Source organism: Candidatus Cardinium sp. TP (assembly GCF_025215055.1).
GTDB lineage: Bacteria > Bacteroidota > Bacteroidia > Cytophagales > Amoebophilaceae > Cardinium.
In genome coordinates, this window is the sequence record NZ_JANAVR010000020.1 from 1 (window position 1) to 18,459 (window position 18,459).

At 33.1% G+C, this 18,459-nt stretch carries 18 protein-coding genes and 3 pseudogenes; 9 read left to right on the top strand and 12 right to left on the bottom strand.

Annotated features, from left to right (window positions below):
* Nucleotides 1-221: 221 nt before the first annotated feature.
* Together NLX65_RS03195 and NLX65_RS03200 are read right to left on the bottom strand one after the other, a co-directional pair.
* Nucleotides 222-980, bottom strand: coding sequence for an SMI1/KNR4 family protein (locus NLX65_RS03195; protein WP_260537110.1), 759 nt, complete (start codon nt 978-980; stop codon nt 222-224).
* Nucleotides 981-1,049: 69 nt separating this feature from the next.
* Nucleotides 1,050-1,859 (bottom strand): hypothetical protein, encoded by an 810-nt coding sequence (locus NLX65_RS03200; protein ID WP_260537112.1) that lies wholly within the window; start codon nt 1,857-1,859, stop codon nt 1,050-1,052.
* 750 nt (nt 1,860-2,609) lie between these two features.
* Here NLX65_RS03200 and NLX65_RS03205 point away from each other — a divergent pair.
* Nucleotides 2,610-2,939 (top strand): hypothetical protein, encoded by a 330-nt coding sequence (locus NLX65_RS03205; RefSeq protein ID WP_260537114.1) that lies wholly within the window; start codon nt 2,610-2,612, stop codon nt 2,937-2,939.
* A gap of 4 nt (nt 2,940-2,943) precedes the next feature.
* Here NLX65_RS03205 and NLX65_RS03210 read toward each other — a convergent pair.
* From NLX65_RS03210 to NLX65_RS03220, 3 genes and pseudogenes are all read right to left on the bottom strand, one after another.
* Nucleotides 2,944-3,537, bottom strand: a pseudogene (locus tag NLX65_RS03210) (integrase core domain-containing protein); the annotation flags it as partial.
* Between the two features lie 5 nt (nt 3,538-3,542).
* Nucleotides 3,543-4,289: pseudogene (locus NLX65_RS03215) on the bottom strand (Tn3 family transposase); the annotation flags it as partial.
* Nucleotides 4,290-4,310: 21 nt separating this feature from the next.
* Nucleotides 4,311-4,904 (bottom strand): virulence-associated E family protein, encoded by a 594-nt coding sequence (locus NLX65_RS03220; RefSeq protein ID WP_260537116.1) that lies wholly within the window; start codon nt 4,902-4,904, stop codon nt 4,311-4,313.
* 32 nt (nt 4,905-4,936) lie between these two features.
* Here NLX65_RS03220 and NLX65_RS03225 point away from each other — a divergent pair, with 32 nt between their 5' ends.
* From NLX65_RS03225 to NLX65_RS03250, 6 genes are all read left to right on the top strand, one after another.
* Complete coding sequence (locus NLX65_RS03225) at nt 4,937-5,662, top strand: hypothetical protein (protein WP_260537118.1); 726 nt, start codon at nt 4,937-4,939, stop codon at nt 5,660-5,662.
* Nucleotides 5,663-5,746: 84 nt separating this feature from the next.
* Nucleotides 5,747-6,409 (top strand): hypothetical protein, encoded by a 663-nt coding sequence (locus NLX65_RS03230; protein WP_260537120.1) that lies wholly within the window; start codon nt 5,747-5,749, stop codon nt 6,407-6,409.
* Between the two features lie 13 nt (nt 6,410-6,422).
* A complete protein-coding gene (locus tag NLX65_RS03235) occupies nt 6,423-7,187 on the top strand; it encodes a hypothetical protein (protein ID WP_260537122.1) in 765 nt (254 codons plus the stop codon).
* Nucleotides 7,188-7,192: 5 nt separating this feature from the next.
* Nucleotides 7,193-8,065, top strand: coding sequence for a conjugative transposon protein TraM (gene traM / locus NLX65_RS03240; RefSeq protein WP_260537124.1), 873 nt, complete (start codon nt 7,193-7,195; stop codon nt 8,063-8,065).
* Nucleotides 8,062-8,976, top strand: a complete 915-nt coding sequence (locus NLX65_RS03245) for a hypothetical protein (protein WP_260537126.1) — start codon at nt 8,062-8,064, stop codon at nt 8,974-8,976. The genes traM and NLX65_RS03245 overlap by 4 nt, the downstream gene beginning before the upstream one ends.
* Nucleotides 8,977-8,982: 6 nt before the next feature.
* The gene (locus NLX65_RS03250) at nt 8,983-9,348 is read left to right on the top strand and encodes a hypothetical protein (protein ID WP_260537128.1); all 366 of its coding nucleotides are present in this window, start codon (nt 8,983-8,985) and stop codon (nt 9,346-9,348) included.
* Nucleotides 9,349-9,354: 6 nt separating this feature from the next.
* Here NLX65_RS03250 and NLX65_RS03255 read toward each other — a convergent pair whose 3' ends face one another.
* The 3 genes from NLX65_RS03255 to NLX65_RS03265 form a co-directional block, all read right to left on the bottom strand.
* The gene (locus NLX65_RS03255; protein WP_260537130.1) at nt 9,355-10,458 is read right to left on the bottom strand and encodes an Rpn family recombination-promoting nuclease/putative transposase; all 1,104 of its coding nucleotides are present in this window, start codon (nt 10,456-10,458) and stop codon (nt 9,355-9,357) included.
* Between the two features lie 240 nt (nt 10,459-10,698).
* Nucleotides 10,699-10,947, bottom strand: coding sequence for a hypothetical protein (locus NLX65_RS03260; protein WP_260537131.1), 249 nt, complete (start codon nt 10,945-10,947; stop codon nt 10,699-10,701).
* 42 nt (nt 10,948-10,989) lie between these two features.
* A complete protein-coding gene (locus tag NLX65_RS03265; protein ID WP_260537133.1) occupies nt 10,990-11,646 on the bottom strand; it encodes an AAA family ATPase in 657 nt (218 codons plus the stop codon).
* Nucleotides 11,647-12,104: 458 nt separating this feature from the next.
* Between NLX65_RS03265 and NLX65_RS03270 the strand changes: the two genes are divergently transcribed.
* Together NLX65_RS03270 and NLX65_RS03275 are read left to right on the top strand one after the other, a co-directional pair.
* Complete coding sequence (locus tag NLX65_RS03270) at nt 12,105-13,838, top strand: Tn3 family transposase (RefSeq protein WP_260537135.1); 1,734 nt, start codon at nt 12,105-12,107, stop codon at nt 13,836-13,838.
* 94 nt (nt 13,839-13,932) lie between these two features.
* Nucleotides 13,933-14,187, top strand: a pseudogene (locus NLX65_RS03275) (Tn3 family transposase); the annotation flags it as partial.
* On the opposite strand, the gene NLX65_RS03280 reads toward NLX65_RS03275, so the two are convergent.
* The 4 genes from NLX65_RS03280 to NLX65_RS03295 form a co-directional block, all read right to left on the bottom strand.
* Entirely contained in the window at nt 14,156-14,653 is a 498-nt protein-coding gene (locus NLX65_RS03280; protein ID WP_260537137.1) for an IS110 family transposase, read from the bottom strand. The pseudogene NLX65_RS03275 and the gene NLX65_RS03280 overlap by 32 nt on opposite strands.
* 363 nt (nt 14,654-15,016) lie before the next feature.
* Entirely contained in the window at nt 15,017-15,928 is a 912-nt protein-coding gene (locus NLX65_RS03285) for a hypothetical protein (protein ID WP_260537139.1), read from the bottom strand.
* A 226-nt stretch (nt 15,929-16,154) separates the two neighbouring features.
* Nucleotides 16,155-16,865: an SMI1/KNR4 family protein gene (locus NLX65_RS03290; RefSeq protein WP_260537141.1), complete on the bottom strand. Its 711-nt coding sequence runs from the start codon at nt 16,863-16,865 to the stop codon at nt 16,155-16,157.
* Between the two features lie 376 nt (nt 16,866-17,241).
* Nucleotides 17,242-18,351: an IS3 family transposase gene (locus tag NLX65_RS03295; protein ID WP_260537143.1), complete on the bottom strand. Its 1,110-nt coding sequence runs from the start codon at nt 18,349-18,351 to the stop codon at nt 17,242-17,244.
* Nucleotides 18,352-18,459: the final 108 nt, after the last annotated feature.

The following is an 18,459-nucleotide window of genomic DNA, read 5'->3' on the forward strand; positions in this document are numbered from 1 at the left end:
AATTAGTCTTTGAAAAAAATAATCAAATCGCTTATCTTAACAACCTAACTGACACATTTAACTTAACGGACAACTTTAATACTTAAATTTTTACTGCCTGTCAGATTAAATCTTGACTACTACATATGATAGTTAACAGACCCTGCATTGCAAATACAGGTTCTGTTAACTTTTTAGATATAACCCATATCTATCGATGGAGTCCGATTAGAGAAGCGATCTCAGTTTTCATACATACCATGAAACTCTTGAGATTCTACATCTTCTCCTTGTTCATAAAGATCCTCTTCATAAGATTTTTCTTCATCTTTTCTACTATAAGCTTCAAAAAACTTATCTAAAAACTCCAAAAAATCTTTAGCGAAGAGTTTAGATTTTCCATCAGGGCTCATGGAATATACATAATTCTTATTTGACCTAGACAAATTGATATAATATTCGTCACCTTGATCTATTCCTGCTATTAACCAACATGATTTCACTTGTGATGACTTCATTTGATGCATTTTACAACGATTTTCAAATCCACGTTGAATTGATAACATACACTTAACTTTATCATTAGTATATGCATCAGGACCACATACATCGAATCCTCCACCATCTATAGATCCGTATTTATTTAAAAATGATATATACTCTTTGTCTATACTATCAATTGTGAACATATCTGCACTCCTATCTAAATCTTTAATTACAGAAGCTATTTCTATATTAGTTATAGGTAATCCTGCTTCAAAATCTTCTTTTTCCAAGAATCTTTTTACTCTTTCATCCAAATGTATACTATCACCTTCACCTGCAATAGGTCTAACGACCCATTTTCCACTAAAAGTAGATTGTACACATTCTACATCTCCTTCCTCTTCATCCATTTGACAACGATAACTTGATGAACATCCTAAATGTGCTATACACATGAATAACAAAGCACATAGATTATTTGAATTTAATATAAAGTGAATTTTTTTAGAGTTCATATGATATATAAGTTATAAATATTGATTATTAATTCATCTATAAACTCATTTCCTATTAATTTTATGAGTCTATAATCTAGGAGGACGCCCAACTGCTCCAGGTACATATCCGCTAGCTCTCGCTCTGGCTTTCCAGTAAGACTGAGGATCCCTATCCACAGTTCTTTTAGGTATATTTGTAAGACTGTCTATAAATCTAGTTTTATAGTTATGAAAACTTTGCGGTAATTCAATCGTCACATGATTGTTTCTAACTAAATGGTCTATGTCTATCCTCTCCCTTCCCATTCCCATTCCAAAATCGAAATAAGGAGCACCACCTGTTCGTCCTGACCTATTCAAATTGGCTCTCCACCTTTCATCAATACCTTGTATATAAAGATCTCTGATCTGAAATTCTGCCGTATCATTTTCCATGTTGTATCTAATATTCCAAAATAAACGTGGATGTATCAAACCTTCTCCATCTCTAATCTGATGAAAATACGCTATTTTTTCCCTAACGGACATATCCCTACTTTGTTTACATCTGAGCCAATGAGAAAACACAAACATGAAATGTTCTTTCATATCAGTAAAATCAATAGGATGATCTAAAAAACCGTCATTACGCAATCTTCCAAGTTTCCCTCTTACCTCATGGATCATTGGCTGATTCTCTTCTCTTACTGTAATACGCCTGCCTTCTTCAATATTTCTTACTCGTTTTTCTAATAGATTTTCTCTTAATAAATCGTCTCTGTTAAGATGTATACCTAACCCTCTAGATGAAATAGAGCTGCAAGACTGTATAAAAAAACTAAAAACCCACAATGATAATCCAGCTAACAAAGCAAACCCATACCTTTTATTTCTGCACGATTTTACTATACCTACCATAAATTTAATTTTAATTTTAAACATTGATAATATTCTTATATGTAACTTAACAATACGACATTATACAAAATAGTCACAAAACCTGCAAATAATTATAGCTACATAATATGTAGCTATTTTTCATACCTATCCTACTAAGCCAGTTTCTATACAGATTCTATAATTTATAATGCAGTATAATGAGTTAATGTTAATAACCTGAGTTCAGTATTTATTTATCTGATTTACAACTACTAAAAATAGATTGTTTGATTAATATTTTTACTAAAAAATCACCTATTTTAGCTACTTTTATCTATTAATTATATTATGAGGCTGTTGCAATAGAAAACCGCATAAGTTTTTAATACAAATGCATTCTCAATTCAGACTTTTTTGCAACTCTATAACAGTAAATTATTATTAACAATGTCCTTTTTTAGGATATAAAAGCAATATATGAGCAGAAAATATCCCTATTTTCAAAATCTTTATTTTCTATTGCAACGGCCTCATTATAATAACTTGATAGTCAAAATAATTTATATATAAGTTATTTATATAATTGTGTATAATAGTTAACAGACCCTGCATTGCAAATACAGGGCTTAATATTACGGCATGAATGCCTTAGCTTCAGCTAGTTTTCAACTTGAAAGTCTCCAAGTTTATCTTCTATTCATTTATGTCTATCAATATAATACTTGATCATTTGATCAATAACATTACCTGCAGTTCTTACAAATAGTAATGCATCTTTACATCATAAATATGTTGAAACGACGCACTGCAAGTGCGGAGTTTTTCTCCCAAAGTGGGACAATAAATTTTATTAAATTTTGGATCTTGACTAGCAAAATAAATATATTTATATTTTTTGCTATGAAATTCTGCCGATTAAGTAACTATAAAATAAGAAAAATATTAGATGTATTTTTAAAGGATTTAACTTCTAGTGTTTCGGCTGATCTTTTAAAGTTAAATCGGAATACTATTAATAGATATTACAACCTATTTAGAGAGGCTATTTTTAAGCATTCTCTTTCTATTCTTGAGAAAGAATTAGCTGTAGTAGTCAAGATTCAATCTGACAGGCAGTAAAAAATTAGACTTTAAACTTGTCAGTTAAGTCTAGTTTGTCAGGTATGTTATTAAGATACGCGATTTGATTATTTTTTTCAAAGACTAACTTTTTACTATCTTCCCAAGTCTGTCTAGGTGTTTTTCCGTAACAATATTTTCCAGAATGGGGTCTCTCATGATTGTAGTAATACAACCAGCTATCTAAATCTTCCTGCAAATCACCTAGATTAGTATAGATTTTTTTACGCATAGCGGTATCAAAGAATTCCTGTTTCATGGTTTTGTTAAAACGTTCACAAAATCCATTGGTTTGCGGGGAATAGGCTTTAGTAACGGTATGTTCTATACCTTCTATACTTAAAAACAACTCAAAAGCATGGTGTTCTATTTTGCCTTTATACTCCGTACCACGGTCTGTTAAAATACGTAAGATAGGTATGTTTTCATCTTGATAAAAAGGTAACACTTTATCATTTAACATATCAGCCACTGTGATAGCTGTTTTTTCAGTATAGAGTTTTGCATGAGCTACTCGAGAATAGCTATCTATAAATACTTGCGTATAAACTTTACCTATACCTTTAAAGTTACCTACATAATAAGTATCTTGACATCCTGGGGTTAACTTTGATATGGGGAATTATTGTACGTTAAGCTTTTTTTGTATTGTTCTATGTTAGCCGGTCGTAGAGGTCTGAACTTACCTGATGTGGGTTTAGGCTTGTTTGGCCAGACATAATCGCCTGTCAGATTGATATGCTCCCATCCTAAAGGAGATAAATGGGATAACAATTGGTCATTGATTTTGATTCCCTGTTTTTTCAGAGAATCAATAGCCCTTTCCATGTAAACCGTGTTCCAAAGTGTGATGGCAGCTGTGAGCAGAGTTAATCCGCTGGCGCGGTAGCTCTGATTCTCCATCCTCCTATCTCTGATTTCACCCAATCGGTGCATGAAGACTGCACGAGCAAGTGCGTTACGGGCTTCTCCTTTATTCAGTCCTGCTTGTACACGCCGACGCAACGCCGGATCTCGAAACCAGTCCAGCATGAATAATATTCTTTCTATTCTGCCAATTTCCCTGAGTGCTTTTGCCAGACAATTCTGTTTTGGATAACTGGCTAGCTTTTTGAGCATAAGGGATTCAGTAACTGTCCCTTGGCTGATCGACGTAGCCAGACGAAGTACACCAGTCCAGTTTGATTCAATATCTTTCAGATTCAGACTAATTGTGGAAATAAGAAGCTGAAGGCCAGGATATTCTTCGGCTTTACCTTGAACGAAAAGTCGTTTGTCATGGAGATCTCTAATTCGCGGACAAAATGCAAAACCAAGCAGGTGCATCTTTATAAACATGAAACCACTTGTAATATAGATGACCAACAAAATCTAAGTATTGATTTTCTGTACGAAAAAACCCCTCCTATTTAGATCATTATACATAACCTTTTCAAAACCAGATTCTCTTAGTGCGCTTCCTACTAACTTAGTATTTAGTCTAATCGTAATACCAATGATTTCTTGCAAGTATCTAAGAATATCAGTTGTAGTCATAAATTCTCCTATTTCCTTAGAAGAAGGAGAAAGATATTGAGTAATCAACTCAACCTCTGTAGATTTAGTAGTAAATTGATCAGATCTTTGTGTTAGTTCTAACAACTCTTCCTTACTCAAATCCCCACCACCAGCATTTAGTTTATACAAATGATAAGCTTGCGCCCAAGATTTCTCTAAAATATACCTCGCTTCATCATCCAGATATTCAACAGATTCTACCTCAAAACTAATCCATCTACTATGACACAAATCTGATCGTAAAAATTCAACATCATTAGTACTTCCTAAAAAAGAAGCGATACGAGAGGAAGTTATTTCATCTTCTTGATAAGGTAAACGGACATTAACATAACGCTGGGACAACCACGTCTTGATTACATGTGCATTAGAACGAAGCTGATGAAGTTCATCTAAACCTGGAAGCACAAAATATAATGGTGGATACTACCATTGGAAAGATGATTGGCGTAGCAAAATTATTACTATTACCATTCTTGTTGGTACGTTTAATGGTCTATTATTTTCAGTATCATTTAAGCGCTGCCGAGTTATTAAAATCCTGTTATACCAGTCTGTTAACCCTAGCTGTTACCTTTTTGCTTTTACAATTCTACTTGGATATTTTTCATATGTTAGACAAATTAACCGCTTTGATTATGAAGGTGTTTGATTGGCATGATCTGGTTAAACCTGATAGTTTCGAAAGTATAAAAGATCCTGAAATCAGTATCTGGCAACTAATTAAAAATGGTTTTTCGAATGTTACTACTAGCTTTTTAAAAGGGATATCTCGCATAATGGGTTTAACCACTACTATATTTCGTCATCAGGCGATCCTATTTACCTTACAAGTAGGTCCTTTGGCCATTGCTGCTAGCCTCTTACCAGGAAATTTCAGCAGTATAGTGAACTATTGGCTCAATATGCTGATTTCATTTTTAATGTGGGGAGTAACAATTGATTTGCTAGACTATTCACTGATTTCTTTAGAGTTTAATAATGTAGATGGGATAGGTGCTGCCATAGCTACATGCTTGATGTATGCTATGGTAGGGCCGCTTACCTCTCTATATATAGGTAACACGGTAGGCAATAGCCTTTTTGCGATAGGAGAAGCAAAAACCAGTCAGTTTATGGCGTATGGAGTTAGTAGTTTACAAAAGTTGAGAAAACAAAGTGAATAGTGACTAGACAATACAGTAATCCTTACTGCGTAAGGACTTGGTTTGGCAAGCTAATGGGAAAGAATACTATAAACATAATACAATATGTTAGATAATAAAGATCATCAGTCATCAACCGTTGAATCGATTCATAAGCTAAACAGCTATCATTATGCAAATATTATTAACCTACTACGATTTTTAGTTATTTTTCTTGTGATATTCCTAGGAGGGTTAGCTTCTTTTTTAGGCTATCTGGTCTTTAAACAGAACAGGAGTGATCTAGTCTATTTTGCTACGCTGGATGGAACCCATGTGGGTATAAGAAAAGAGAATCCAACTAATAACAGCAGAGAATCGTTTGAAGTAGAAAACTTTGCTATGCGTTTTATCCAAGATGGCTTTGCCCATAGTGAAAACAACTACCAGGAAAATATTGAAAGAGCCTTAACTGTCATGAATAATGCATCTAGGGTAACCTTCAAAAAACTATTTTCTGATGATAGTTTGTTTCAAGTATATAAAGAATCGAATGGTGTAACGACAGTTACTGTTAAACGCATCGTCACTGATACAGCATCCTATCCCTATAAGGCAGAGGTCTACTTTCAAACAGATTTAAAGTTTTTAACGGGCCAAGGAAAGATTAAAACCCATAGCTACCATCAAGGGATTGCACTGGAAATCGGGTCAACAGCTAGATGCAGTAAAAATCCATATGGTTTAATGATTACCGATCTAACCTTTATAAACCATGAAGAAAAGTAGCCTTTTAGCATTTTTGATCTTTTATTTTCCTGCTTTTGCATTGAATATTAAAGTATCTGACCAATATCCCACTTTACTCGAACTTAGTGGTACCATTGAAAAGATTTCTTTTGGTAATGGAGATAAGGAATACGTATCCAAAGAAGAAGGTAGGTTTTTAGAAGTAAAAGCCAAACGTCCTGGGACCAGTAAGACTACCATTACTGTTTTTTATATAGTCAATGAAGGGAAAAAGAATGAAAAGATAGATGTCTTCTATGGAACCGTTAGTTATGATGCTGGTATACAACCAATGTATGATCTTACACAGTATAAAATTAAACAGATAGAAGAAACAGACAAATGGGATACCGATGAACCTTTAACTGAATCCTTGACAGAAGCAATAGAATATGTATCCCAGGAACAGCCAAATATTAAACGCTTTCATCAGACCAAACAAAAAGTAAGCTGTTTTTTGAATAATGCCGTTAGTACTGGAGAAGAGATTGTTTTAAAGTTTGTATTGAGAAATGGCTCTCCTTATAACTACAAGGTAGGGAGCGTATATTTTGTAGGAAATAACAAAGAAAAAACAGCTATTCCTATAAAACTAAAACCCAAGCGTATGGTAGTAGCGCCTGGAGAGATCCTACCGATGATTTTCGTTATTAAACATAAGGTAGCAAAATCAGGTATCATCGTTCGTTTTGAAGAGAAAAAAGGACGTAGAGATTTAAGTTTGAATCTACCGAATAGATTATTGTTGAGTATACCCTGTTTGGTTAAAGAACCTTAATTTCTATGGATAAGAAGCAATTAGGTTTTGGACTCGCTGGATTATTGGTTATTTCTTGGGTGATATTACGGGATGTTAGAAAAACAAAGCGTTGGCATGATTTTTTTGTAGCCCCTCCTCCCAAAACTTGTAAGCTACTCGAAAAAGCAGAACCCTTGTCGATTACGAAAGAAACCAATCAAAGAATTAAAGGTGTTAGTCGCATGCAATCGGAACAGGTAGGCTGCTCTTTGTTTGAAGATATGGCCAAAAATATCAATCGAGAAGAAGATGTAACAAAGGTTGAACCAGAACCGGTTAAAAAACCTGAACCAGTTACGGTTAAGCCTAAAAAAGTAGTTCAAAAAACTAAGAAAATGGTCCTTTCTCCAAAACAAGAAGAAAACTACTTTCCAGTAGCCTTTGAAAGAAAAGGCAGAAAAAGGAATATTAAGGTAAAAAACAGATTTGCCGCAGGCTATGTCTATGGCACACAGGAACTCAAACATGGTAGAAGTATTAAAATACGTGTCAAAGAAGCTTTTGCTTACAAAGGTCAAGAAATCCCCAAAGGTGCGTTTTTATACGGCATCGTTGCTTTTGGAAAGGAGAGAATTCTGTCTAAATTAGAAACAGCTGAATTTGGTAAAAATGTGATTCCAGTTGCTGTTGGTTTATATGATTCAGATTATATGATTGGCCTGTTAGTAGAAAATTTGCATCCTTTCATTGATCAAGCGCAAAACAAATTACTCAGTAGAGCAGCTGGTAGTGGCAGTAATTCTTGGATAAGAGAGATCAGTGGAGTAGTAGTAGATGGTATTAAATCAGTTAAAAATGAGCAGAAAATAACCATAGACAATAGAAGAAAAGTCTTCCTTCAACCAATAGAAAAATGAATAAGTTTAAAAAATATGGTGTAATAGCAGTATGTTTATTATTACCTATCACCTCTTCAGCAAGTATAGGCTCTTCTATTAAATCAGGATTAAACAAAATCCTACCTAACGGATTAAAGAAGTGGATACCTGGTTTATCTCCAGAAGAAAAAACCGCCCAGTTAATGGAAGAACAAGTAGGTACCTCTAACAATGTGTTAGCCCAAATGAAGGATGCGGCTGATAGTATGAGAAAACTAAAAAAGAGTGTAGAAGACGCTAATTCTATTAAAAACCAAGGTAAATCTTTATTTAAAGATCTATCTGACGCTAAATATGGTAAAGTAGTACTAGGTATATCTGAGAAAATCAGTGGTATTAGTCTCAACCCAAGTGACTATATTCCTAGTTTAGATTGTACTAAAGATCTTAAAAGAAATTGTTCTTTTTCGTATTTTAGAGAAAAGTCTTTGTTAGGTAAGATAGATTCTTTTACTGGTAGAAGTAGCAATTTCCTAAGTGCAAAACCGCCAAAAAGCTTAAATAGCCTCTGCTCAGATATTCAAAGAGAGTTGCGCCGATCGGATCAAATAAAAATAGCTGCTAAAGAGGCCAATAACAGACTGATTCCAGTATATAAAGAACACATCAAAAATCTAGAGATTCAAAATAAAAAAATAGATAAAACGCTATCTAATCCTAATTTCTATAAAAATGACCCGGTCAAGTATTTTCAATTAGAAAGCATCAAAAACAAAAATATCTTAGATATGGGAGAACTGGTAGAACGGATCAATAGACTTCAAGTGGCATCGGAAGAAGTGTCTAAAAAAGATAAAGAAGCTATTGCAGAGCTATATAGTGAAAAGTTGAACAATGATCTAATACAGCATATCGTTAAAAGTAAAATAAAAAGAAATAGTAAATTTTAAATGAAGATGAGTAAAAAATATAAACTAGAAGAAGTGAAGGAGTTTGCTCAAAATCCTTTTTTAAACTACAGGTCAGAGGTAGAATTCGATGAGTTTTTCATAGATGAACTGTCAAATAAAGCTAAGAATATCATCAAGTATTTAATGTTCAAACATTCATTTAAAGAAGAAAAATTCTTATTTAAGCTAAATGAGTTTAATAGGTTTATGATATACATCAATATGGAATATCCTTGTGATGGAATAGCAGAACTATGCTCCAAAAAGGTATTAGCTAAAACCAAAGATCCAGATCTATATTGGGTCAATAATGATTTCTTTAATACCGGAATCTTTCAACCTAAATACATGGAAGATGATGGCTATAATTAAAGACTCCTACACAAGCTCCTTGATACGATATGGAGACAAACCAGTAAGGGAAATAATATCCTCTATGGGGTAGCCGCGTAAAAGCATGGATTTCGCAAACTCTATATTTCTTTCTTCTTTACCCTCTAGCTTACCCTCTAGCTTACCTTTTTCTTGCCCTATTTGGATACCTTTTTCTTGCCCTATTCGGATACCTTTTTCTTGCCCTATTCGGATACCTTTTTCTTGCCCTATTTGGATACCTTTTTCTTGCCCTATTCGGATACCTTTTTCTTGCCCTATTTGGATACCTTTTTCTTGCCCTATTCGGATACCTTTTTCCTGTCCTATTCGGATACCTTCGTCCCTATATTTTTGTGCTATAGTTCTCATAATATCTTCTGTATCTTCACTAGGTAGATGCTCAGTGATAATTTTTTCCAAAACAGATTGCTGATCTTCAGGTAATTTACTATCACTATACCATAAAAAGCTTCTTATGTAAATATAACCTTTTTCTTTGTCTAAGACAATAGATGATTTAAAGTTTTCTAAAAACTCCTCCCATAGATGAAGGATATCACGTACGTGTACATGTTTCATGAAATACTCCATCATACCCAAGTGTGCCTTCTTTTTGATCTCATGATCTGGCATAGAATAGAGATCTACCAATTGATAATCTTCACCCATAAGTTCTTTAGCAAGACTAGGTTCACTAAATAATTCCCATAAATTTCTTGGGACGTTAAAAGGAGTTTTACCATGATACAACACGATCGGAATTACCAAAGGTAACTTTGATTTTTCTTTCGTTTGATGCCTTTCCAGTAAGAGGAAGATATATTTCCATAACTTAAATGCCGTCCAATACTTAGGGCTCACCTCGGCTTCTATTAGGGCATAAACAAAAGCTTTCTGATTATTTTTCGTTCTGATAGAGAATACTAAATCACTAAATTTTTGCTTTAAATTTTCTTCTACATAAGATTCTTTTTCGATTTTAATCGTGTCTAGATCCAATAAAGATTTACAGGACGCTGGTAAATAATGGCTAAGAAACTCACGGGCAGCTATTGGATTAGATAGGATTTTTTTTGCTAAGCTGTCGTGCTTTAGTCTTTCTGTCATAAAGATAACTTACTAAAAAGTATTAAATAGTTGGAAAAACAATCTGTAATAATTACTTAAATGTATTTATAAGTACAAATATAATATATTTAAATTCTTTTACATTACAAATAAATATTTATTTTAGTTTCTATTAGAAATTTCTATTTTTTACTAAAATAGTCTCATCTTATGTAGAAATATCCTGATAAATGGAGCAACATAACGTTTATTTACAATAGATTTTGATTAGTTCCCTAGTTACACACTTTCTCTATCAATTTTCTCCAAAATTGCATCCAATATCCAACTATGCCTAGATCTTTTTACTTGATAATAATCATTTATACATTGGCTATCAATCTTTTTAATTAGACTATTTGGTAATCTTAATTGTATATTTTGTATACTTCGCTCTTCTTTCTTACTAGTATTAGGGACAGCACCACCCTTGTTTATAAGATCACTCACTTTACGCTCATAAGAAGGTGATTTTTTAGAAATAGCCATTTTTTAATATCGTTTTAATTTTATTATAGAATCAATTTAGTATTAATTTAAATCTAATTTAATATTAATTAGAAAATTAAATAAAGTATTAAACTCCTGTATAGCTTTTACATCTTTAGGCTTTATCTCAGTAATTGCTAGTCCTTTTGAAGATGCATTTGGAAACGACTTCCTGTTTCCTATGAAAATATCTATGAACTCCAACGTTTTATTCTCCTTAAGAAGGTTAGCAGCCTCACTATTATCTTGCCCACTAAAATCAGACTTATTGATAAAAGAAAATGATTTTAACTTTGGGTTAATGATCCTCATTTCTTCTATTAGTGTGGATACTTTCTCTATTGTCCAAATATCAAATGATCTAGGAACAAATGGGACTAAGTAAATATCAGCAATGCTTATAGCAGCACGTTGACTAGTAGTATCCCTACCACCTGTATCAATAATAATATGATCATACTTTGATCTTAACTTCATTGTTTGATCACGAACTGTTCTATCTGATAATTGAATCAATGTATAATCCAAGTTATCTTTCATTGCTTCACCTCTAAACACAGTAAAATCAGAAGCACTTTGTTGATCATCTGCATCAATTAAAAGAATATCTTTAAATTCTTTGGCCATTAAAACTGCTAAATTTGTAGCAATAGTCGATTTACCAGATCCTCCTTTAATACCACCTATTACATATATCATTTTTACACTATTACAGATTTATTTAGATGTATTTTATATGCTATAATAAACCTAATTTAATATTATAATGATTCTTTTTTAATATTAATTACATATCGTTTTTAACGCAGGTTAATTAAATATACAACATTAATATCACAATGGTATCAAGATTTACGTATTAAGGGTACTAGGCAAAATCGTGCGTAAATACATGTTAAGCCAATATTCAGAACAAAAAAATATTTATTATAATTTTTTTTACTGATTTAGAATATTTTATAGTATTTATGAGTTTTACAAAAAACTCTATAATTTCTTATAGTGAGTCGTAATAAAAAATTAATGAAACGATTAATACAAATTAAAAATATTTCATATAATTTTCATAATCAGTATAAAATATGATTAGTGATGTGAAATAATAAGTCTTACCATACATTTACGCACGATTTTGCCTAGTACCCTAATTTATCAAATTGCCATTTCAAGCCCAAAACGGCAGCCAATATTTAATAGAAGCTATTGAACTAATTAAAAAGCTGGATAATGGTGATATTAAATCATTACCTAAAGATGTACCAATACAGTTTATATCGCTTGAATTACGATCTGGATTAAAAGGTAAAAATGGTAGTATTAACCGCAACACTTGGGAAATAGGCTTAGCATTAGCAATACGCGACAAACTACGGTCCGGTGATCTTTACCTCCCACAGAGCAAACAACATGTGTCCTTCTGGGATTTAATGGTAAGCAACTTACATTGGAAAGAAATAAAATACGAAGCTATTAGTGAATTAGATTTACCACAACAAGAACACGTAACAACCCATCTTACCACGCAGTTTCAAGCTTCAACAGAGAAAGCCCGTAAACAATGGTGTCTGGGAAATTTCGCATATATAGTGAATGGTAAACTTAAGTTGAAAAAAGACGATAAATTTGTCCATCCACCTACTGTTGCTGCACTTCAAAAAACAATTGAGGCCAATCTTCCCACTATCCGCATTGAAAAGTTGCTGATTGAGGTAGATAAAATAACAGGATTTACTAAGCATTTTAAACCAATTCAGGGCTATCATTCTCAACCGAAAAACTTTTATAAAACGTTAATGGCCGCTATTATTTCACAGGCAACCAATCTGGGAATTATGTCTACAAGCGCCAGTGTTCAAGGTGTCTCAGTAGATATGTTACGGCATGCATTGAATAGTTTTATTCGTGAGGAAACATTAACCGCAGCGAGTGCCGAAATTGTTAATCATCACCATAATCATCCACTCAGTTCATCTCAGGGTGATGGACATATATCTTCATCAGATGCTCAACGATTTAAAATAAGAGCTGACTCGTTGTTAGCATCTCACTATCCAAGATATTATGGGTATTATGAGAAAGCTATAGGTATTTACACGCATGTTTCTAACCAACTTTCTGTTTTCAGTACCAAGGTAATTTCTTGTGTGCCACGAGAAGCACTGTATGTCATTGATGGATTATTGGAAAATAATACTATCCTCAAAATTAAAGCACACACTACAGATACGCATGGCTACACAGAAATTATCTTTGCCTTGTGTTATATGCTCGGTTTTTATTTCATGCCCCGTATTCGTGATCTGAAAGATCAACAATTATATCGAATAGATAAAAGTACCACCTATGGAGAAATAGATACACTAATAACAAAAACAGCATATTTAGACATAGTCGAAGAACAATGGGATGAAATGCTACGAATCGCTATATCCTTGAAAAAGCGTACTACTCCCGCCCATATTGTTGTTCAAAGACTTACCAGTAATGGACCTTCCGACAGATTAAACAAAGCTTTTATTAATCTAGGCCGGATCATTAAAACAAAATATATATTACGTTATTTAACTGATCCAGAACTTAGACGAACTATTCAAGCACAACTCAATAAGGGAGAATATCGCCATAAATTGCCTAGATGGATATTTTTTGCTGAGCATGGCGAGTTTACTACCGGTGATTACGAGGAGATCATGAATAAGGCGAGTTGTTTGAGCTTAGTATCCAATGCTATCCTCATGTGGAACACCATGAAAATTGATGACATAATTCAAAATATTGAGGCACAAGGAGAAAAGATCAGTCCAGAGACGCTATCACATATATCGTTACTTCCATACAAACATGTACTACCAAATGGTACATATTTTATTGAAGATCATAAGTATACGTGAGGTTTATGTAAATTTCAACAGAGAATTACGGTTTAAAAACTAAACCTATTAAATTTTGGGTTGAAACCGTAACTTTCTGCTAATCCGGGCCCGCTGGTCCAATCAACGCTATCGATCAAGCGGTCTCAATCTCATCACTGCGGCAATTGTGCTGTGGAACACTGTGTATTTGGAACGGGCCACAAAGGCATTGCGTTGTAAAGAAAAGGTGATAGATGATACATTGTATCAATATTTGTCGCCACTGGGGTGGGAGCATATTAATCTCACAGGAGATTATATTTGGCATAGCAGGGGCAAGATCGGTCAAGGAAAGTTTAGACCGCTAAGAACACTGCCATTTCCTTAACGTGCTTTATTTGCCGTTTCCTGACGTGACCCCTAATAGAAAGCATTTGTTGCTCTAATACTACTATTTGTTCTTTCAAGTAAGCTATAGTTTGCTTGGTCATTTTTAATGCTACAGCATCTGTTTTAGGCAACACACTAAAAGAATCTAGCAAATTATAAGACATCGTAAGTTGTTTCTTCAACTGCGAAAGAACTGTTTTTTGCTGCTTTAAGGCTTGGATACTCGCTACAGGCATTTGGTAGGATCTAGGTTCCATTTTGGCACCGTATAAAGCAATAAGTTGCGCATCTACCTTATCGGTTTTAGTTATATGATGCATGGCCTTAACAAAGTATTTGATTTGCCTTGGATTAACAACTGAAACAGCTAGCTCAGCTGCTATAAGCAGCTCTACTAATAAAACGCCATAATTGCCAGTGGCTTCTAAAACACAGTGATGCAAGGATTGATCAAGTTGAGCCAAAAATGATGTATGATTCGTAGAGATTGTTACACCTCGATTGTCAGATCAAGTTTAAACTTGACAGGGTTTTTACCTGTTCATTATTTAATTATCATTATTAAATTAATAATTTATTATGTGATGATGTGTATTTATGGATAACTTAATCAAGTTATCCATAAATACACATCTCAATCAATATGAGGACTAAAGAAAATGAAACCAGTGTAGAGCAGGTGATGAAAATATATACGATTGTTGACCTTATAAAAAATTTTAAAAATTGAATTAAATAATTAAACTATTTAAACTGAATACAAGCCGAACTTAATCTTACATTTTTATTGTAACAACCTCTACGAATCATACATGGAAACCATAATTTCACCTGTTTGGCCTCAATATATTGTCAACCATCATATTAGCACCCCAGTTTGTTTTCCAAGGTACATTATGTATGTGTTCAGTTATAATTTCTGATCTAGGTGTTTGGAAAGGTTCTAAGCATGAGCATTGATCCAAAAGTTCACGATTCCCCAGCGCTTCTATATAATCTGGTCTTGACCTCCAATAAGTACTAGTTGGTATAATATCCCTATTAGTCTCTGTTCGAAAAGTAATAAAAGGATCTAAATAACGCGTTTTCAAATCATGCAAAACCTTAGGAAGTTCTATCAAATATGAGTTGTCTCTAAGTAAATGATCAATGTTCAAAACAAAATTACGAGATCTTTCTTCATTATCATCAGTGTAACAAACCCGCATATAAGGAGCTCTACCACTATAAATTCTATCAAAATTTCTAACAGGAGCTTGATCAATTCCATAGAAATACTCCCCCATTTGTACACAGTCTAAAGAAAAATATCCAAAACCTCTACCCTCGTCAGCTCTATATTTCCATGGCCTAGGGCATCGAAAATTTGTATATTTACCATTCCAAAGCCTTACATCTTCGTGATTCACTGACCTATTCAACCTAGCCCTTAAAGTGTTAAAAAATATATACCCGAGACCTCGCTCCATGTTATTATTCTGATTTAGGTCATATTGATTTCGATTACCATCATCAGTTAAAAATCCATTCGATATAACATCATTCCAGTAGGGTTCTACTAGGTTACTATAACGGGTCTGATAGTCACTTATATTTTTCTTCATTGATTTCAAATCCGTATTGATTGCACCAAATAAATTATATCCTATCCTAGAATTACAAGCAGAAAGTAATAGCAGAGAAAAAGAAAAAATATACCAAGTCAATTTATTATTAACTTTTAATTTCAATAAAAACATTGCTTAAATATTAATCATTAAATGTAACACATATAAAACATAAAAGAAACTACCAGCTAACTTACACTGTATTGCAAATACATAGATTAAGATTACGGCATAAATTCATTAACCAATGATAATTTATCCTCTATTGATTTAATACCGCATTTTTACAAGCCTAAGTATATTGAAACGACGTACTACAAGTGCGTGGTTTTTCTCCAAAACTGGAACAACAAAATAGCTACTTTTTCCTTCTTTTCTTTTTTTGCATATCCTCCTCGGATTCTTTAATTCCTTTACTTTCTCTTTTACAGTATTCTATAAAATCAACCATATTATCAGTACGAATTGATTCTACTGTGTTATTTCGAAGTACTCTATATATTTTTAAAGGTCTGTCTTCATGTTCAGTAGGGTTAAGATCTATATAATAATATATCATAGCCTCATCTTCATCACCATCCTTATAACTATGCGCTTCGGAATGAGCCGCTATACATAAAGGTATATTGACTTGTTCTATTGCACCTCTATCTCGTGGAAAAGCACAGTACATATCCATATACCTATTAACTTCACGTTTCGCTACGAGCGGTATCATTGCCTCAGATTCAGGAGTCTCAAAAGAAAAAATACGAAATGGATCACCTAAGCCTAAACTTTCCAATTTAGAAGAATCATATTCAATTAAAAAATTCCTATACTCTTCGTGAAATCTAAAACTTAACTCTTTTTCAACCATTTTGCTAATCTGTTCTACAGTATCTTTCCGTATTTTTTTATTATCTTGTTCTGCACTTGAAACATTAGTTCCACTTGAAGTACTAAGTTCTTCTTTTATTTCTTTTTTAATCGGTTTCTTTTTATCCATTCCATTCATGTTCGTCCCATTGCAAGCACCTATTCCCATATAAGCGACTAAATTCAAGCTAAAAAATAATTTTGCATTCATAACTATATAAATTTTATGTTAAAAAATAGATACGCACAGAACGGAGGCGTTATAGTATACTATACTAATTTTAGCTAACTAAAACAAAATCATTCATTTTGATTTAACTTTATACTTGATCATTAAGATCTTCTACAACCAAATCCAAAAGCTAATTATACAAAATAATTTGGATTATACAACTATACTTTGGCTACATTTGATCGATTAACCTTACAAGGGATTAAACTGTAGTAGTTAAGATTTAATCTGACATTTGTTAACTTTGTACGGATATAAATTATAACTATTATGAACTTTATACTGGACTGAATTTTTAGGACAATTTTTTCTTACTTTTCTTTCCTGTTTTTCCCATTTGCTATGCTACCATTTTTCAATGGTTAAGATAAACGTTCATAGGTTTTTGATAGTTAATACTAGAATGAAACCTTTGGTAATTATATTTAGTAATGTAACTATTAATTCCCTTTTTTAGGGATTTAATAGTTTTAAATTCATTGATAAAGAGGTAATTATATTTTAGTGTTCTAAAAAATCTTTCTATTACAATATTATCAATACTTCTACCTCTTCCATTCATGGAGATTTGGATATTATGATTTTTTAATAGCTCTGTATGCTTATGACTAGTATACTGGCTACCTTGATCACTATTAAAGCACTCTGGTGCAGGATATTTGCTAAGTGCCTCTTGCAATGTGTCTGTTACAAGACTTGTATCCATAGTATTGGATAATTTATAACTTAGTATAGCTTTACTATGCCAATCTATAATGGCCGAAAGATACATATAACCAGTATTAGTTCGAATATAAGTAATATCCCCACTCCAAACCTGATTCGATTTAGGCACATGAACATGCTTTGTTTTACCAGAATTGAACCAATATTTATCCAACAAGTAATTATATACCTTATCCTGAACATCTTTATAAGAAGTGGCTGGCTTCTTACGAGGGTAAATAGCCGATATACCCAGCACACCCATATACTTAAGCACACGATCTCTACCTACATTAAACCCATCTTCTTGTAGTTGATTGTATATATAACGATAACCGTATTCTGGATGTTCCCTGTAAATCAAATCTATTTTCTTTAAAACAGTTGAAGTACAGTCGTTTAATTCCTTAGATTTGTAATATATCAAAGAGCGATTTATCGATAATAACGCACATTGTCTTGCCTTAGATAAGTGGGGAAGCTTGGATCTGACAAGACTTTTCTTACTTAATAAATCCAAGCTCTTTAACTTTCCCACTGCCCAATCTCGCTCAACGGTAGCCTTGCCTAAGGCTTTAGCAAGTTCATCATTTTGATCCTTAAGTGCGCTAATTTCTTCTTTATACACACTAACAACCTTGGATGGATCAAAGGCTGTAGAAGCATTCTCTAAAAACTGACGCTTCCAATTCTGAAGGGTTTTACTAGTAACGCCATGTTTGGATGATATGTAGTAGTCAAGATTTAATCTGACAGGCAATAAAAATTTAGTGTCTAAAGTTGTCAGTTAAGTTTAATGTGTCAGGTGTTCTTTTAAGATACGCAATTTGATTATTTTTTTCAAGGACTAATTTTTTACTATCCTCCC